At 69.0% G+C, this 15,381-nt stretch carries 14 protein-coding genes; 13 read left to right on the plus strand and 1 reads right to left on the minus strand.

Annotated features, from left to right (window positions below; translation table 11 throughout):
* Window positions 1–194: 194 nt before the first annotated feature.
* From E0493_RS18940 to E0493_RS18965, 6 genes are all read left to right on the plus strand, one after another.
* The gene (locus tag E0493_RS18940) at window positions 195–1,229 is read left to right on the plus strand and encodes an aspartate-semialdehyde dehydrogenase (RefSeq protein WP_160938825.1); all 1,035 of its coding nucleotides are present in this window, start codon (window positions 195–197) and stop codon (window positions 1,227–1,229) included.
* Between the two features lie 124 nt (window positions 1,230–1,353).
* Entirely contained in the window at window positions 1,354–1,647 is a 294-nt protein-coding gene (locus E0493_RS18945; protein ID WP_235913882.1) for a hypothetical protein, read from the plus strand.
* A gap of 186 nt (window positions 1,648–1,833) precedes the next feature.
* Window positions 1,834–2,280 carry a succinate dehydrogenase, cytochrome b556 subunit gene (gene sdhC / locus E0493_RS18950; RefSeq protein ID WP_160938826.1) on the plus strand — a complete coding sequence of 149 codons (447 nt, stop codon included), beginning with the start codon at window positions 1,834–1,836 and terminating at the stop codon, window positions 2,278–2,280.
* A 10-nt stretch (window positions 2,281–2,290) separates the two neighbouring features.
* Window positions 2,291–2,689, plus strand: coding sequence for a succinate dehydrogenase, hydrophobic membrane anchor protein (sdhD, locus tag E0493_RS18955; protein WP_160938827.1), 399 nt, complete (start codon window positions 2,291–2,293; stop codon window positions 2,687–2,689).
* A gap of 129 nt (window positions 2,690–2,818) precedes the next feature.
* Window positions 2,819–4,639 (plus strand): succinate dehydrogenase flavoprotein subunit, encoded by a 1,821-nt coding sequence (sdhA, locus tag E0493_RS18960; protein ID WP_160938828.1) that lies wholly within the window; start codon window positions 2,819–2,821, stop codon window positions 4,637–4,639.
* Between the two features lie 18 nt (window positions 4,640–4,657).
* Window positions 4,658–5,440: a succinate dehydrogenase iron-sulfur subunit gene (locus tag E0493_RS18965; RefSeq protein WP_160938829.1), complete on the plus strand. Its 783-nt coding sequence runs from the start codon at window positions 4,658–4,660 to the stop codon at window positions 5,438–5,440.
* Between the two features lie 94 nt (window positions 5,441–5,534).
* On the opposite strand, the gene E0493_RS18970 is transcribed toward E0493_RS18965, so the two are convergent.
* The gene (locus E0493_RS18970; protein WP_160938830.1) at window positions 5,535–5,807 is read right to left on the minus strand and encodes a DUF2171 domain-containing protein; all 273 of its coding nucleotides are present in this window, start codon (window positions 5,805–5,807) and stop codon (window positions 5,535–5,537) included.
* Window positions 5,808–5,966: 159 nt separating this feature from the next.
* Here E0493_RS18970 and zapE point away from each other — a divergent pair, with 159 nt between their 5' ends.
* The 7 genes from zapE to odhB all read left to right on the plus strand — a co-directional run bounded on the left by zapE (window position 5,967) and on the right by odhB (window position 15,348).
* Entirely contained in the window at window positions 5,967–7,154 is a 1,188-nt protein-coding gene (gene zapE / locus E0493_RS18975; protein ID WP_160938831.1) for a cell division protein ZapE, read from the plus strand.
* Between the two features lie 34 nt (window positions 7,155–7,188).
* On the plus strand, window positions 7,189–7,650 hold the full coding sequence (locus E0493_RS18980) for a hypothetical protein (protein ID WP_160938832.1): 462 nt from the start codon (window positions 7,189–7,191) through the stop codon (window positions 7,648–7,650).
* A 141-nt stretch (window positions 7,651–7,791) separates the two neighbouring features.
* Entirely contained in the window at window positions 7,792–8,745 is a 954-nt protein-coding gene (mdh, locus tag E0493_RS18985; protein WP_160938833.1) for a malate dehydrogenase, read from the plus strand.
* A 79-nt stretch (window positions 8,746–8,824) separates the two neighbouring features.
* Complete coding sequence (gene sucC / locus E0493_RS18990) at window positions 8,825–10,021, plus strand: ADP-forming succinate--CoA ligase subunit beta (protein WP_160938834.1); 1,197 nt, start codon at window positions 8,825–8,827, stop codon at window positions 10,019–10,021.
* Window positions 10,022–10,023: 2 nt separating this feature from the next.
* Window positions 10,024–10,914, plus strand: coding sequence for a succinate--CoA ligase subunit alpha (sucD, locus tag E0493_RS18995; RefSeq protein WP_160938835.1), 891 nt, complete (start codon window positions 10,024–10,026; stop codon window positions 10,912–10,914).
* Window positions 10,915–11,147: 233 nt separating this feature from the next.
* Window positions 11,148–14,018, plus strand: a complete 2,871-nt coding sequence (locus E0493_RS19000) for a 2-oxoglutarate dehydrogenase E1 component (protein WP_160938836.1) — start codon at window positions 11,148–11,150, stop codon at window positions 14,016–14,018.
* A gap of 49 nt (window positions 14,019–14,067) precedes the next feature.
* The gene (odhB, locus tag E0493_RS19005; RefSeq protein ID WP_160938837.1) at window positions 14,068–15,348 is read left to right on the plus strand and encodes a 2-oxoglutarate dehydrogenase complex dihydrolipoyllysine-residue succinyltransferase; all 1,281 of its coding nucleotides are present in this window, start codon (window positions 14,068–14,070) and stop codon (window positions 15,346–15,348) included.
* Window positions 15,349–15,381 lie beyond the last annotated feature (33 nt).

Below are 15,381 nucleotides of genomic sequence, written 5' to 3' on the forward strand. Positions count from 1 at the left end.
CGCCGGGGCGGTGCCGCAAGGGGCCGGGCCGGCCGCGGCGGGCCGGCGGGCCGGCGGGAGAGGCGCCCGCGTAAGGGGCGCCCGCGTAAAACAGTTGCGCATGCCGCCGCGCGGGGGGTAAGGCAGCCCGTTTTCACGCCCGCCCGCGTGGGCGCCGGGCACTTCAATGTCACTTCAATGTAAGGAAGAGAGCGATGGGCTATCGCGTCGCGGTCGTCGGCGCCACCGGCAATGTCGGGCGCGAGATGCTGAAAACCCTCGCCGAGCGGGAGTTCCCGGTCAGCGAGGTGGTCGCGCTGGCTTCCGGACGCTCGGCGGGGCAGGAGATCTCCTTCGGCGAGAAGACCGTGCTGAAGGTGCAGAACCTGGAGAAGTTCGACTTCACCGGCACCGATATCGGCCTGTTCTCTCCGGGCGCCTCGGTCTCGGCGGTGCACGCGCCGCGCGCCGCGGCGGCCGGCTGCGTGGTGATCGACAACACCAGCCAGTTCCGCATGGACCAGGACGTGCCGCTGGTGGTGCCGGAGGTCAACCCGCAGGCGCTGAGGGGCTTTCGCAAGCGCAACATCATCGCCAACCCGAACTGCTCCACCATCCAGATGGTGGTGGCGCTGAAGCCGCTGCACGAGGTGGCGCGGATCCGGCGGGTGGTGGTCTCCACCTACCAGTCGGTCTCCGGCGCGGGGAAGGAGGCGATGGACGAGCTGTTCACCCAGACCCGCGGCGTCTACGTCAACGACGCGGCGGCGCCGGAGGTGTTCACCAAGCCGATCGCCTTCAACTGCATCCCACATATCGACAAGTTCCTCGACGACGGCTTCACCAAGGAAGAGTGGAAGATGGCCGTCGAGACCCGGAAGATCCTCGACCCCGACATCCAGGTGGTGGCGACCTGCGTGCGCGTGCCGGCCTTCATCGGGCATGGCGAGGCGGTGCATGTGGAGTTCGAGGCGCCGATCACCGAGCGCCAGGCCTGGGATGCGCTGCGCGAGGCGCCGGGCATCACCGTGCTCGACCGGCGCGAGGATGGCGGCTACGCCACCCAGGCGGACATCGCCGGTGAGGACCCGGTCTTCGTCTCGCGCCTGCGCCGCGACCCGACGGTGCCGAACGGGCTGGCCTTCTGGTGCGTGGCCGACAACCTGCGCAAGGGCGCGGCGCTGAACGCGGTGCAGATCGCCGAGGAACTGGTGCGCTCCGGCCTGCTGGAGCACGCGGCGGCGGGCTGAAGCGCGGCCTTTCACGCAAGCTTGTTGGATTGTGGCGGGGGTGACATGCCGCCGCCACGCCGCGGACCTGCATCCTGCCCTCGCCTCCTGACGTTCCAAAGGAACAAACAAGGAGGATCGAGCGATGCGAAAGACCATCATGCGGCTGGGGCTGGCGGGCGGCGTCATGCTGGGTCTGGCGGCCTGCGGCGACCCCTACAGCCCGGGCCAGCGGGCGGTTGGCGGCGGCCTGCTGGGCGCGGGCGTGGGCGCCGGCGTCGGTTCGCTGTCGGGCAATGCCGGCACCGGGGCGCTGCTCGGCGGGGCGGTGGGTGCGGCGGGCGGCGCGCTGACCACGCCCGAGCGCCCGCGCGAGCCCGCCTATGGCGCTCCCTACGGCGCGCCTCCGCCGGGCGCCTATCGCGGCTACGGGTACTGAGCGCGGGCCCGGAGAACCCTGGCGGCGGGGCGCGCCCGCCGCCACGGCCGGGGCATCGCGGCTCCCAAAGCCCCGGGGCGCGTTGACGCTGCGGGGCACCGCACCATAAAAGATGCCCCACTGCCTCGCCCGCCGCTGCCCCGGCGGGAATCGGGGCGTTTGGAAATTGCGGAGCGGGATCGGTCCATGTCGATTGAGAACAATGCGCGCGACGCGACCATGGTGGGCCGCCGCACGGACGGGACGGCCTTCCGCCGCCCCCTGTCGCCCCACCTGCAAGTCTACGACATGTTCCAGATCACCAGCGGCATGTCGATCGCGCATCGCATCACCGGCACGATCTGGGCGGTCGGGCTGCTGTTCCTGGTGTGGTGGCTGGTGGCGGCCGCCTCCGGGCCGGACGCCTTCGCCACCGCGCAGTGGTTCTTCAGCTCCTTCATCGGCATCCTGGTGCTGTTCGGGCTTTCCGCGGTGGCCTGGTACCACACATTGGCCGGCGTGCGGCATCTGATGTGGGATTCCGGCTACGGCTACGACATCCCCACGGTCCAGAAGACCGGCCGCATCGTGCTGATCGCCACCGGCGTGATGACGGTGCTGACCTGGTTCATCGCCATCATCGCCTGGGCCTGAGGAGCGGATCATGAGTGACGTCTCGAAGGTAACCGTCCGCCAGCGCTCCGCCCTGGGGCGCGTGCGCGGCATGGGCTCGGCCAAGCAGGGCTCGCACCACTGGTGGGTGCAGCGCATTTCCTCCATGGCGCTGCTGCCGCTGATGCTGTGGTTCGTGATCTCGGTGGCGAGCCTCGCCGGGCACAGCTACGCCGACACCATCCTGTGGATTGGCCACCCGTTCAACGCCACCCTGCTGCTGCTGACCATCGCCATCGGTTTCCAGCACACCGCCTCCGGCCTGCAGGTCGTGATCGAGGACTATGTCGCCGACGAGATGTCCCGCATGGCCGCTGTGCTGGCGGTGAAGGCGGCCTGCACGCTGTTCGGCGTGCTCGCGGCCCTGGCCGTGCTCAAGATCGCGGTCTGAGGCGCGCGGCGCGCATGGCGGGGTGAGGGGCTTGCAGGCTACAACCCCGCCCTAACTTCAGGCTGACAGCTTTCTGCAAAGGCGGCGCCCTCCTCTGCGCGCCGCGCAAGTGACGGACGGATCGGGACGATGAACGCGATCACCATGCCTTCCTCGGGGCCTTCCTCGGGCGCCTACCGCGTCGTGGACCACACCTATGACGTGGTCGTCGTCGGCGCCGGCGGGGCCGGGCTGCGCGCCACCTTCGGCATGGGCGCCGCGGGGCTGAAAACCGCCTGCATCACCAAGGTCTTTCCCACCCGCTCGCACACGGTCGCCGCCCAGGGCGGCGTCGGCGCGGCGCTCGGCAACATGGGCGAGGACGATTGGCGCTGGCACATGTACGACACCGTGAAGGGGTCGGACTGGCTGGGCGACCAGGACGCCATCGAGTACATGTGCCGCGAGGCGGTGCCCTCGATCATCGAGCTGGAGCACTTCGGCGTGCCCTTCAGCCGGACCGAGGACGGCAGGATCTACCAGCGGCCCTTCGGCGGCCACATGCAGGACTACGGCAAGACCCCGGCGATGCGCGCCTGCGCCGCCGCCGACCGCACGGGCCATGCCATCCTGCACACGCTCTACCAGCAGTCGCTGAAGCACCAGTGCGAGTTCTTCGTTGAGTATTTCGCGCTCGACCTGATCATGGAGGAGGGTGCCTGCCGCGGCGTCGTCGCTTGGTGCCTGGAGGACGGCTCCATCCACCGCTTCCGGGCGCAGACCGTGGTGCTGGCCACCGGCGGCTACGGCCGCGCCTATTTCTCCTGCACCTCCGCCCATACCTGCACGGGTGACGGCGGCGGCATGGTGCTGCGCGCCGGCCTGCCGCTGCAGGACAACGAGTTCGTGCAGTTCCACCCGACCGGCATCTACGGCTCGGGCTGCCTGGTCACCGAGGGCGCCCGTGGCGAGGGCGGCTACCTGACCAACTCCGAGGGCGAGCGCTTCATGGAGCGCTACGCGCCGACCGCCAAGGACCTGGCGAGCCGGGACGTCGTCTCCCGCGCCATGTCCATGGAGATCCGCGAGGGGCGGGGCGTCGGCCCGCACAAGGACCACATCCACCTGCACCTGGAGCACCTGGGCGCCGACCTGCTGCACGAGCGGCTGCCGGGCATCTCCGAGACCGCGAAGATCTTCGCCGGCGTGGACGTGACCAAGGAGCCGATCCCGATGCTCCCCACCGTCCATTACAACATGGGCGGCATCCCCACGAACATCCATTGCGAGGTGCTGGCCGCGACCGGTACCGACCAGGACCGGGTGGTGCCCGGCCTGATGGCGGTGGGGGAGGCGGCCAGCGTTTCCGTGCACGGCGCCAACCGGCTCGGCACCAACTCGCTGCTCGACCTCGTGGTGTTCGGCCGCGCCGCCGCGCTGCGCGCCGCCGAGACCATCAAGCCGGGCGCCAGCCAGGCGCCGCTGCCGCCCAAGGCCGGCGAGATGGCGCTGGACCGGCTGGACCGCGTCCGCCATGCCAAGGGCGGCACCGCGGTGGCCGAGCTGCGCGGGCAGATGCAGCGCACCATGCAGACCCATGCCGCCGTGTTCCGCACCTCCGAGCTGCTGAAGGAGGGCGTGGAGAAGATGGCGAAGGTGGCGCAGGGCTACAGCGACATCCGCATCGCCGACCGGGGCCTGATCTGGAACAGCGACCTGATGGAGGCGCTGGAGCTGGACAACCTGATCGGCAACGCGCTGACCACCGTGGTGGGCGCCGAGGCGCGGCACGAGAGCCGTGGCGCCCATGCCCACGAGGACTACCCCGAGCGCGACGACCAGAACTGGATGAAGCACACCCTCGCCCGGGTGAACGAGAAGTACGAAGTCTCGCTCGACTACCGCGACGTGAAGATGCGGACCCTCACCAACGAGGTCCAGGTCTTCCCGCCCAAGCCGCGCGTGTACTGAGCAAGGAGCGGGGACACCATGGCCACTTTCACGCTTCCGAAGAACTCGACGATCGGCGCCGGCAAGACCTTCAAGGCCGAGCCGGGCGCCAAGAACGTCAAGAGCTTCAAGATCTACCGGTTCGACCCGGATACCGGCGAGAACCCGCGCTACGACACCTACGAGATCGATCTCGACAAGTGCGGCCCGATGGTTCTGGACGCGCTGATCAAGATCAAGAACGAGGTGGACACCACGCTCACCTTCCGGCGCTCCTGCCGCGAGGGCATCTGCGGCTCCTGCTCGATGAACATCGACGGGATGAACACCCTCGCCTGCCTGAAGCCGATCGAGGACGTGAAGAAGGACGTCCGCATCACCCCGCTGCCGCACATGCCGGTGGTGAAGGACCTGGTGCCCGACCTGACCCACATCTACGCCCAGCTCCGCTCCATCGAGCCCTGGCTGAAGAGCGACACCCCGCCGCCGCCGGATGAGGAGCGCCGCCAGTCCAAGGAGGAGCGCGCCAAGCTGGACGGGCTGTGGGAGTGCATCCTGTGCTTCTGCTGCTCGACGGCCTGCCCCTCCTACTGGTGGAACGGCGACCGCTACCTGGGTCCGGCCGTGCTGCTGCAGGCCTATCGCTGGATCGCCGACTCGCGCGACGAATACACCGGCGAGCGCCTCGACAACCTCGAGGACCCGTTCCGCCTGTATCGCTGCCACACCATCATGAACTGCGCCGCCACCTGCCCGAAGGGGTTGAACCCGGCGCAGGCGATTGGCGAGATCAAGAAGCTGATGGTCGAGCGGCAGGGCTGAACCGCCCTTTCGCCATGGAAAACGGCCCGCCGGGGAAGCCCGGCGGGCCGTTTTCCGTGGAACGGGGCCGAGGAATTCTCATCCTCGGCCCCGTTCAGGAGCCGGTGACGAAATTGCTTCCCGGCTCGCCGGCCTCCGGGCTGTCCTGCAGCAGGGATTGCGCGGCGGTGTGGTTCATCAGGGTGGTCAGCTTGTCACCCTCCTGGTCCGCGATGGCGCTGGCGGGGAGGTAATGGTGGCGCCCATCGGCGGAGTCGGACTTCGTCAGCTTGATGAAGTCGCCCTCCACCCCGTCCACGGTTCCGATATGAACGCCGTCGGAGCCGACGATGGCGGTGTGCGGCGTGATCTGCGACTTGTCGATCATGGCGGTGGTCCTCGCTGCTTCGGAGCTTAACGGCTGGCAGTTCGTGCGGATGCACAGGCAAGCGGCGGAAGTGTTTGGCGCCTAAGGCTACGCTGCGGTGCGAAAAGGCCGCTGATGCCCGGTTGTCGGGTCGCGCATTAACCTTTAATCCGCATGGCGATGGATGGCCCCATGAAGCCGGGGCAGGCCGTGGGCCTGCCCTGTTCCGCCGACGGTCCGCTGCCCGCCTACCGTGCGAAGGTGGCGGCGGGCGAACTGCGTTCCGACCCTGTCCAGGCGCAGGCCGCCGAGATCCTGCAGGACCTTTGGCGCAGGCTGCGCGGCTACGAACCGAAGCAGGAACCGCCCACGCCGGAGGGCGGCGGCTTCATGAGCCGCTTCTTCCGCCGCAAGCCGGTGGAGGAAGCGCCGGGCAACGCGCCGCAGGGCCTTTATCTCGTGGGCGAGGTAGGGCGCGGCAAGTCCATGCTGATGGACCTGTTCTTCGCCTGCGCCGACGTGCCGCGGAAGCGGCGCATCCATTTCCACCAGTTCATGCAGCAGTCGCACCAGCGCATCCATGCCTGGAAGAAGCAGCATGGCGACGGCACCGACCCCATCCCGCCGCTGGCCGACCAGGTGACCGCCGAAGCCGCGCTGCTCTGCTTCGACGAGTTCCAGGTGCACGACATCGCCGATGCGATGATCCTGGGCCGGCTGTTCGAGGCGCTGTTCGCCCGCGGCACGGTGGTGGTGGCCACCAGCAACACGGCACCTGACGACCTGTTCAAGGGCCGCCCGGGGCGGGATGCCTTCCTGCCCTTCATCGCGCTGATCAAGCAGCACGTCGCGGTTCTGCACCTGAACTCCTCGCAGGACTACCGGCGCGGCCGCATCCAGGGCCTGCCCACCTGGCACTCGCCGGTGGACGGGCGGGCCGAGCGGGCGCTGGATGCCGCCTTCAAGGAGCTGACCGGCAAGGCGCATGGCGAGAAGCAGGTGCTGACGGTGCTGGGCCGCCGCGTCGAGGTGCCGCAGGCGGTGGGCGGCGTGGCGCGGGCGGATTTCGAGCAGCTCTGCGGCCTGCCGCTTGGCCCGGCGGACTACCTGGCGCTCTCCACCCACTTCCACTCGCTCATCCTGGATGGCGTGCCGCGGCTGGGTCCGGACAATTTCGACAAGGCCCGCCGCTTCATCACCCTCGTGGACACGCTCTACGAGCACCGCTGCAAGCTGGTCGCCTCCGCCGCGGCGGAGCCCGACCGGCTCTACGAACAGGGCGAGAATGCGGCGATGTTCCAGCGCACCGCCTCCCGCCTGATCGAGATGCAAAGCCACGACTATCTCGGAATGCCGCACCTCACCTGAGGGGCGGGCGCCGCAACCGGAAGAAGGAGCTGCCATGCGACGACTGATCCCGCTCTGCCTGCTCGGCCTCCTGAGCATCGCGCTGGTGCCGACGGCGGAGGCCGCCTCCGGCCGCCGCGAGAGCCATGCCGCGAGCAGCAAGTCGGCCAAGGCCGGCTCGCATAGCCGCACGGCCGCAGCCCGGCCGGCCGCGCAGCCGCAGCGCAGCGCGTCCCGCCAGTCTGCCGCCAACGGGTCTGCCGCCAACGGGTCTGCCACCAGTGGGTCTGCCGCCAGCCTGCGGACCGCGAAGGCCAGGCCGGCGCAGATCCTGCGCAAGGGCCAGGCGCAGCGCACCGCCGCCCGCGTGGCCCAGCGCCCGGCCGCCGGCCCCCGCCTGACCTCCTGGCAGGCCGGCCTGCCCGCCGCCACGGGGGAGCAGCGGGAGTGCCCCGTTGGCACCATGTCCACCCTGGCGCGCGGCCATGACGATGTGGTGCGCTGCCTGCCGCTCTGAGGCCCCGCCGCCCGGATCTGCCGCCCCGGCCGCCGAATAGGCTCCCGCCCCGCCTTGCCGGGGCGGTTGGGCAAGAGTAGGTAGCCGGTGCAAAATCTCCCAATTCCGCCTTCGTTCGCAAGCTCGGGAAGGAGCCTCCTCATGGCCCGCAAGAAGATCGCGCTGGTTGGCGCAGGGAATATCGGTGGCACTCTCGCCCACCTGATTGGCCTCAAGGAGCTGGGCGACGTCGTGATGTTCGACGTCTTCGCCGGCGTCGCCGCCGGCAAGGCGCTCGACATCATGCAGTCCGGCCCGGTGGACGGCTTCGACAGCAAGATGGTCGGCACCAGCGAGTACTCGGCCATCGAGGGCGCCGACGTGGTGATCGTCACCGCCGGCTTCCCCCGGATGCCGGGCATGAGCCGTGACGACCTGCTGACCAAGAACGCCGGCGTCATCGGCCAGGTGGCCGAGGGCATCAAGACCTATGCCCCGAACGCCTTCGTCATCTGCATCACCAACCCGCTCGACGTGATGGTGTGGGTGCTGCAGCAGAAGTCCGGCCTGCCGCCGGAGAAGGTCGTCGGCATGGCCGGCGTGCTGGACAGCTCGCGCTTCCGCCTGTTCCTGGCCGAGGAGTTCGGCGTCTCCGTCGAGGACGTGACGGCCTTCGTGCTGGGCGGCCATGGCGACACCATGGTGCCGCTGACCCGCTACTCCACCGTCGCCGGCATCCCGGTGCCCGACCTGATCAAGATGGGCTGGACCACCCAGGAGAAGATCGACGCCATCGTGGCGCGCACCGCCAATGGCGGCGGCGAGATCGTCAAGCTGCTGGAGAAGGGCTCGGCCTTCTACGCTCCGGCCGCCTCGGCCATCGCCATGGCGGAGAGCTACCTGAAGGACAAGAAGCGCGTCCTGCCCTGCGCCGTGCTGCTGCGCGGCGAGTACGGCATGAGCGACTTCTATGTCGGCGTCCCCGTGGTGATCGGCGACAAGGGCGTGGAGAAGATCGTCGAGGTCCAGTTCACCCCCGAGGAGAAGGCCGCCTTCGACAAGTCCTGCGACGCGGTGAAGAAGCTGATCGCGGACTTCAAGAAGCTCGGCGTCTGATAATCCGGGGCCGGGGCGGGCGCCCCGGCCCCCGCCCCGGCCGCGTTTTGGCCGTCCAGCCCATGCAAAGGGTGAACGGATGAACATCCACGAGTATCAAGGTAAGGAGCTGCTGCGGCGCTATGGCGTCGCGGTGCTCGACGGGCATGTGGCCTGGACGGCCGACGAGGCGGTCGAGGCGGCCAGGAAGCTGCCCGGCCCCGTCTATGTCGTGAAGTCGCAGATCCATGCCGGCGGCCGCGGCGCCGGCCGCTTCCAGGAGGACCCGAACGGCAAGGGCGGCGTGCGCGTCGTCAAGTCGGTCGAGGACGTGAAGGCGGCCGCCGAGGCGATGATCGGCAGGACGCTGGTGACCAAGCAGACCGGCCCGGCCGGCAAGGTGGTCAGCCGCGTCTATGTCGAGGACGGCTGCGACATCAAGCGCGAGCTGTATCTCTCCCTGCTGGTGGACCGCGAGACCTCCCGCATCACCATCATGGCCTCCACCGAGGGCGGGATGGAGATCGAGGAGGTGGCCGAGAACCACCCCGAGAAGATCTTGAAGGTCGCGGTCGATCCGGCCTCGGGCATCTCCGGCTGGCACGCCCGCAAGCTGGCCTTTGGGCTGGGCCTGGAAGGCAAGCAGGTCGGCGCCTTCGGCAAGTTCGTGGCGGCCATGTACCAGGCCTTCACCGAGCTCGACTGCGCCATCGTCGAGATCAACCCGCTGGTGGTGACCGGCGCGGGCGACGTCGTGGCGCTCGACGCCAAGGTCTCCTTCGACGACAACGCGCTGTTCCGCCACAAGGACCTTGAGGGGCTGCGCGACGAGTCCGAAATGGACCCGAAGGAGCTGGACGCCACCCGGCACGACCTGAACTACGTCGCGCTGGACGGCGAGATCGGCTGCATGGTGAACGGCGCCGGCCTGGCGATGGCCACCATGGACATCATCAAGCTCTACGGCTCCAGCCCGGCGAACTTCCTCGACGTCGGCGGCACCGCGACCGCCGAGCGGGTCACCGAGGCGTTCCGGATCATCACCTCCGACAAGAACGTCAAGGCGATCCTGGTCAACATCTTCGGTGGCATCGCCAAGTGCGACATGATCGCCAACGGCGTCGTCGCGGCGGCGAAGAACCTGACCCTCTCGGTGCCCCTGGTGGTGCGCCTGGAGGGCACGAATGTTGAACTCGGCAAGAAGATCCTGGCCGAATCCGGCCTGAAGATCATCCCCGCCGACAATCTGGCCGACGCCGCCGAGAAGGTGGTCCGCGCCGTGAAGGAGGCCGCGTAACCATGGCCATTCTCGTCGACGCGAACACCAAGGTGATGACCCAGGGCTTCACCGGCTCGCAGGGCACCTTCCACGCCGAGCAGGGCATCGCCTACGGTTCCAAGTATGTGGGCGGCGTGACGCCGGGCAAGGGCGGGCAGACCCACCTGAACCTGCCGGTGTTCAACACCGTGGCCGAATGCGTTGAGGCGACCGGCGCCGATGCCTCGGTCATCTACGTGCCGCCGCCCTTCGCCGCCGACTCCATCCTGGAGGCGATCGACGCCGAGGTGCCGCTGATCGTCTGCATCACCGAGGGCATCCCGGTGATGGACATGATCCGGGTGAAGCGGGCGCTTTCCGGCTCGAAGTCCCGCCTCGTGGGTCCGAACTGCCCGGGCGTGATCACGCCGGACGCCTGCAAGATCGGCATCATGCCCGGCCATATCCACAAGCGCGGCTCGGTCGGCATCGTGTCTCGCTCCGGCACCCTGACCTATGAGGCGGTGGCGCAGACCACGGCGGCCGGTCTCGGCCAGTCGAGCTGCGTCGGCATCGGTGGCGACCCGGTGAAGGGCATGGACTTCGTGGACGTCCTGGAGCTGTTCCTCAAGGACGACGAGACCAGGCAGCTCATCATGATCGGCGAGATCGGCGGCCAGTCCGAGATCATCGCGGCCGAGTTCCTGGCGCGCGAGAACAAGCCGGGCTCGGCCAACTACAAGCCGGTCGTGGGCTTCATCGCCGGTGCCACGGCGCCTCCGGGCCGCCGCATGGGCCATGCCGGCGCGGTCATCTCCGGCGGCAAGGACACCGCGGAAGCCAAGATGGACGCCATGCGCAAGGCCGGCATCCATGTGGCGGAGAGCCCGGCCGCGCTCGGCTCCACCATGGTGAAGGCCCTCAAGGGCTGATGCATGCTGCGCCGCAGCAGGGACTGGTGCATGCTGCGGCGCAGCAGAATGCGGCAATGAGGCCGGCGCGCGGGTCTGGCATGCAGGCCCGCCGCAGGTCGTCGCAATGTTGCGCAAATAACCTCTGTGTTAATCAGCGCCGTCCCTATATCGGGGGCGGCGCTGCATTTTGTGACGCCCGTTGGTGAGATGACGCCGCCATGCCTGGGTGTGGCGCGGGCGAGGAGGAGCTGATGGCCGGTATCGACATCCTGGCAAGCGCGATGACGGGGGCGAACGCCACCTTCCTCGCTGACCTGTATGCGCGCTGGGTGGAAAATCCGGACAGCGTGGACGCCTCGTTCCAGGAGCTGTTCGCCGCGCTGAACGACGACGCGCGCGCCGTCCTGCACGATGCCACGGGCGCCTCCTGGGCGCCCCGCCCGCGCGGCGCCTTCGCGCCGGAGGAAGCGCCCGCGCCGGACAGGAAGGGCAAGGCCGCCCCGGCCGCCGAGGCAGGGATCGGCCGCCAGCAGGTGCTCGATTCGCTGCGCGCCCTGATGCTGATCCGCGCCTTCCGCGTGCGCGGCCACCTGGAGGCCCAGCTCGACCCGCTGCACCTGCAGAAGCCGAAGCCGCACCCGGAGCTGGACCCCAAGACCTACGGCTTCGCCGAGGCCGACCTCGACCGGCCGATCTTCATTGACGGCGTGCTCGGCAAGGAGACGGCGACGGTCCGCGAGATCCTGCAGATCCTGCGCGCCACCTATTGCGGCCCGATCGGCGTTGAGTTCATGCACATCCAGGACCCCGGCCAGAAGGCCTGGATCCAGCAGCGGATGGAGGGTGCGCCCTGGACCCGCGCCTTTGATGCCGGCGCGCGCCGCGGCATCCTGCAGCAGCTGACCGAGGCCGAGGGCTTCGAGGCCTTCTGCGCCCGCAAGTATGTCGGCACCAAGCGCTTCGGGCTGGAGGGCGGCGAGGTCACCATCCCCGCCCTGCAGACCATCATCGCCACGGCGGTGGATGGCGGCGTGAAGGAGATCGCGATCGGCATGCCGCACCGCGGCCGCCTGAACACGCTGGTCAACGTCGTGAAGAAGCCCTTCACCCAGGTCTTTTCCGAGTTCAAGGGCACCCCGGCGCACCCGGACGACGTGCAGGGCTCGGGCGACGTGAAGTACCACCTCGGCACCTCGACCGATGTCGAGATCAACGGCCGCCAGGTGCACCTGTCGCTGCAGCCGAACCCCTCGCACCTGGAGGCGGTGGACCCGGTGGTGGCCGGCAAGGTGCGCGCCCGCCAGGACATGGCCGGCGACACCAAGGGCCGCCGCAGCGTCATGGGCATCCTGCTGCATGGCGATGCCGCCTTCGCCGGACAGGGCGTGGTCTATGAGACCCTGGCGATGAGCCAGCTCATCGGCTACCGCACCGGCGGCACCGTGCATGTGGTGGTGAACAACCAGATCGGCTTCACCACCGTTCCGGCGCATGCCTATTCCGGCCTCTACTGCACGGACGTGGCCAAGAGCGTGCAGGCGCCGATCCTGCACGTGAACGGCGACGACCCGGAGGCGGTGGTCTTCTGCGCCAGGCTCTGCGCCGACTACCGCATGGAGTTCGGCGCAGACATCGTGCTGGACATCGTCTGCTATCGCCGCCACGGCCACAACGAGACCGACGAGCCGGCCTTCACCCAGCCGCTGATGTACGGCCGGATCAAGGAAACCAAGACCACCCGCACCCTCTATGCGGAGCGGCTGGCGCAATCCGGCGCCGTTTCCGCCGAGGACGGCAAGGCGATGCTGGACGCCTTCAACGCCCGGCTGGAGGAGGCCTATCAGGCCGCGCAGACCTTCAAGCCGAACAAGGCCGACTGGCTGGAAGGCCACTGGGCCGGCATGAAGGCCGCCGGCTCCGACTGCGAGGAGAAGGAGGACGGCACCGCCGTCTCGCTCGACACGCTGCGCGAGGTCGGCGCGGCGCTGGCGCGGGTGCCCGAGGGCTTCGGCGTCAACTCCAAGATCGCCCGCCAGCTCGATGCCAAGAAGAACGCCATCGAGACCGGCGAGGGCATCGACTGGGCGACCGGCGAGGCGCTGGCCTTCGGCTCCCTGCTGGTGGAGGGGCACCGCGTCCGCCTCTCCGGCGAGGACGTGCAGCGCGGCACCTTCAGCCACCGCCACGCCGTGCTGGTGGACCAGCAGAGCCAGGCCGAATACGTGCCGCTGAACAACATCCGCGAGGGTCAGGCCCGCATCGAGGCCTTCAACTCGCTGCTTTCCGAGTTCGGCGTGCTGGGCTTCGACTACGGCTACTCCCTGGCCGACCCGCACTCCCTCGTGGTGTGGGAGGCGCAGTTCGGCGATTTCGCCAACGGCGCGCAGGTCATCATCGACCAGTTCATCGCCAGCGCCGAGACCAAGTGGCTGCGCATGTCCGGCCTCGTGATGCTGCTGCCGCACGGCTATGAGGGGCAGGGGCCGGAGCATTCCTCCGCCCGGCTGGAGCGCTACCTGCAGCTCTGCTCCGAGAACAACATGCAGGTCTGCAACTTCACCACGCCGGCCAGCTACTTCCACGCCCTGCGCCGGCAGCTCAAGCGCAACCACCGCAAGCCGCTGGTGGTGATGACGCCGAAGTCGCTGCTGCGCCACAAGCTGGCGGTCAGCTCGCTGGCCGACTTCGCGCCCGGCAGCACCTTCCGCACCGTGATCCCGGAGACCGACGCCATCGCGCCGGCCGAGCAGGTCAAGCGCGTGGTGCTCTGCACCGGCAAGGTCTACTACGACCTGCTGCAGGAGCGGCGGGACAAGGGCGTGCAGGACGTGGCGATCATCCGCCTGGAGCAGCTCTATCCCTTCCCGGCGGTCAGCCTCGCCAAGGTGCTGGCCGAGTACAGGCAGGCCGAGGTGGTGTGGTGCCAGGAGGAGCCCGAGAACATGGGCGCCTGGAACTTCCTCGACCGGCGGATCGAGAAGGTGCTGAAGGGCCTGGACATCAAGGCGAAGCGCCCCGAATACGTCGGCCGCGCCGAGGCGGCGAGCCCCGCCACGGGCCTTGCCAAGGTCCACCAGCAGCAGCAGGAGGCCCTGGTGCGCGACGCGCTGGGGCTCTCCTGAGCCTTCCCCGACTACCTGAGCATCGCAGCGGCAAAGAGGCGACGGCAGAATGACTGAGATCGTGGTGCCCACCCTGGGCGAGAGCGTTTCCACCGCCACGGTGGCCAAGTGGATGAAGAAGGCCGGTGACGCCGTTGCCGCCGACGAGCCGCTGGTGGAGCTGGAGACCGACAAGGTGACGGTGGAGGTGAACGCCCCCGCCGCCGGCGTGCTGGAGGCGATCAGCGCCGACGAGGGTGCCGAGGTGGAGCCGGGCGCCGTGCTCGGCACCATCTCCGCCGGCGAGGGCAAGGTCTCCCCCAAGGCCACCGAGAAGCCCGGCACCGAGAAGCCGCCGGCGCCCAAGGCCTCCGGCGCCACCGCCGGCACGCCCGCCGGTTCGGCCCCGGCCGCGCCGAAGGTCGAGGAGCCGCGCCGCGAGAGCGGGCCGGTCGCGCGCCCGGGCGGCGCCCCCGCGCCGCTGCCGGCCGCCACCAAGATGATGGCCGAGAACAATCTCTCCGCCGGGCAGATCGGCCAGGGCACGGCGAAGGACGGCCGCATCAGCAAGGGCGACGTGCTTTCCTACCTGTCCCGCCCGGCGCCCGAGCCGGCCAAGCCCGCCGCGGCGAAGGCGCCGCGCGCGCTGGAGGGCGGCGAGGAGCGGGTGAAGATGACCCGCCTGCGCAAGACCATCGCCAACCGGCTGAAGGAGGCGCAGAACACCGCCGCCATGCTGACCACCTTCAACGAGGTGGACATGGGCGCGGTGATGGCGCTGCGCAGCGAGTACAAGGACGTCTTCGAGAAGAAGCAGGGCGTGAAGCTCGGCTTCATGTCCTTCTTCGTGAAGGCCTGCATCGCCGCGCTGAAGGAGTTCCCGGCGGTCAACGCCGAGATCGACGGCGACGACCTGGTGTACAAGAACTTCGTGCACATGGGCATCGCGGTGGGCGGCCCCTCGGGCCTCGTCGTGCCGGTGGTGAAGCACGCCGACCAGATGTCCTTCGCGGAGATCGAGAAGGCCATCAACGGCTTCGGCAAGAAGGCGCGCGATGGCCAGCTCAAGCTGGATGAGCTGTCGGGCGGCTCCTTCACCATCACCAACGGCGGCATCTACGGCTCGATGATGTCCACCCCGATCCTGAACCCGCCGCAGTCCGGCATCCTCGGGATGCACGCGATCAAGGAGCGGGCTATGGTGGTGGGCGGCAAGATCGAGATCCGCCCGATGATGTACCTGGCGCTCTCCTACGACCACCGCATCGTGGACGGGAAGGAGGCGGTCTCCTTCCTGGTGCGCGTGAAGGAGAGCATCGAGGACCCGCGCCGGCTGATGCTCGACATCTGAGCGCCCGGCGGGCGGGAGGGCTGGGGCCAGGAC

This window comes from Teichococcus coralli, from assembly GCF_009829925.1.
GTDB lineage: Bacteria > Pseudomonadota > Alphaproteobacteria > Acetobacterales > Acetobacteraceae > Pseudoroseomonas > Pseudoroseomonas coralli.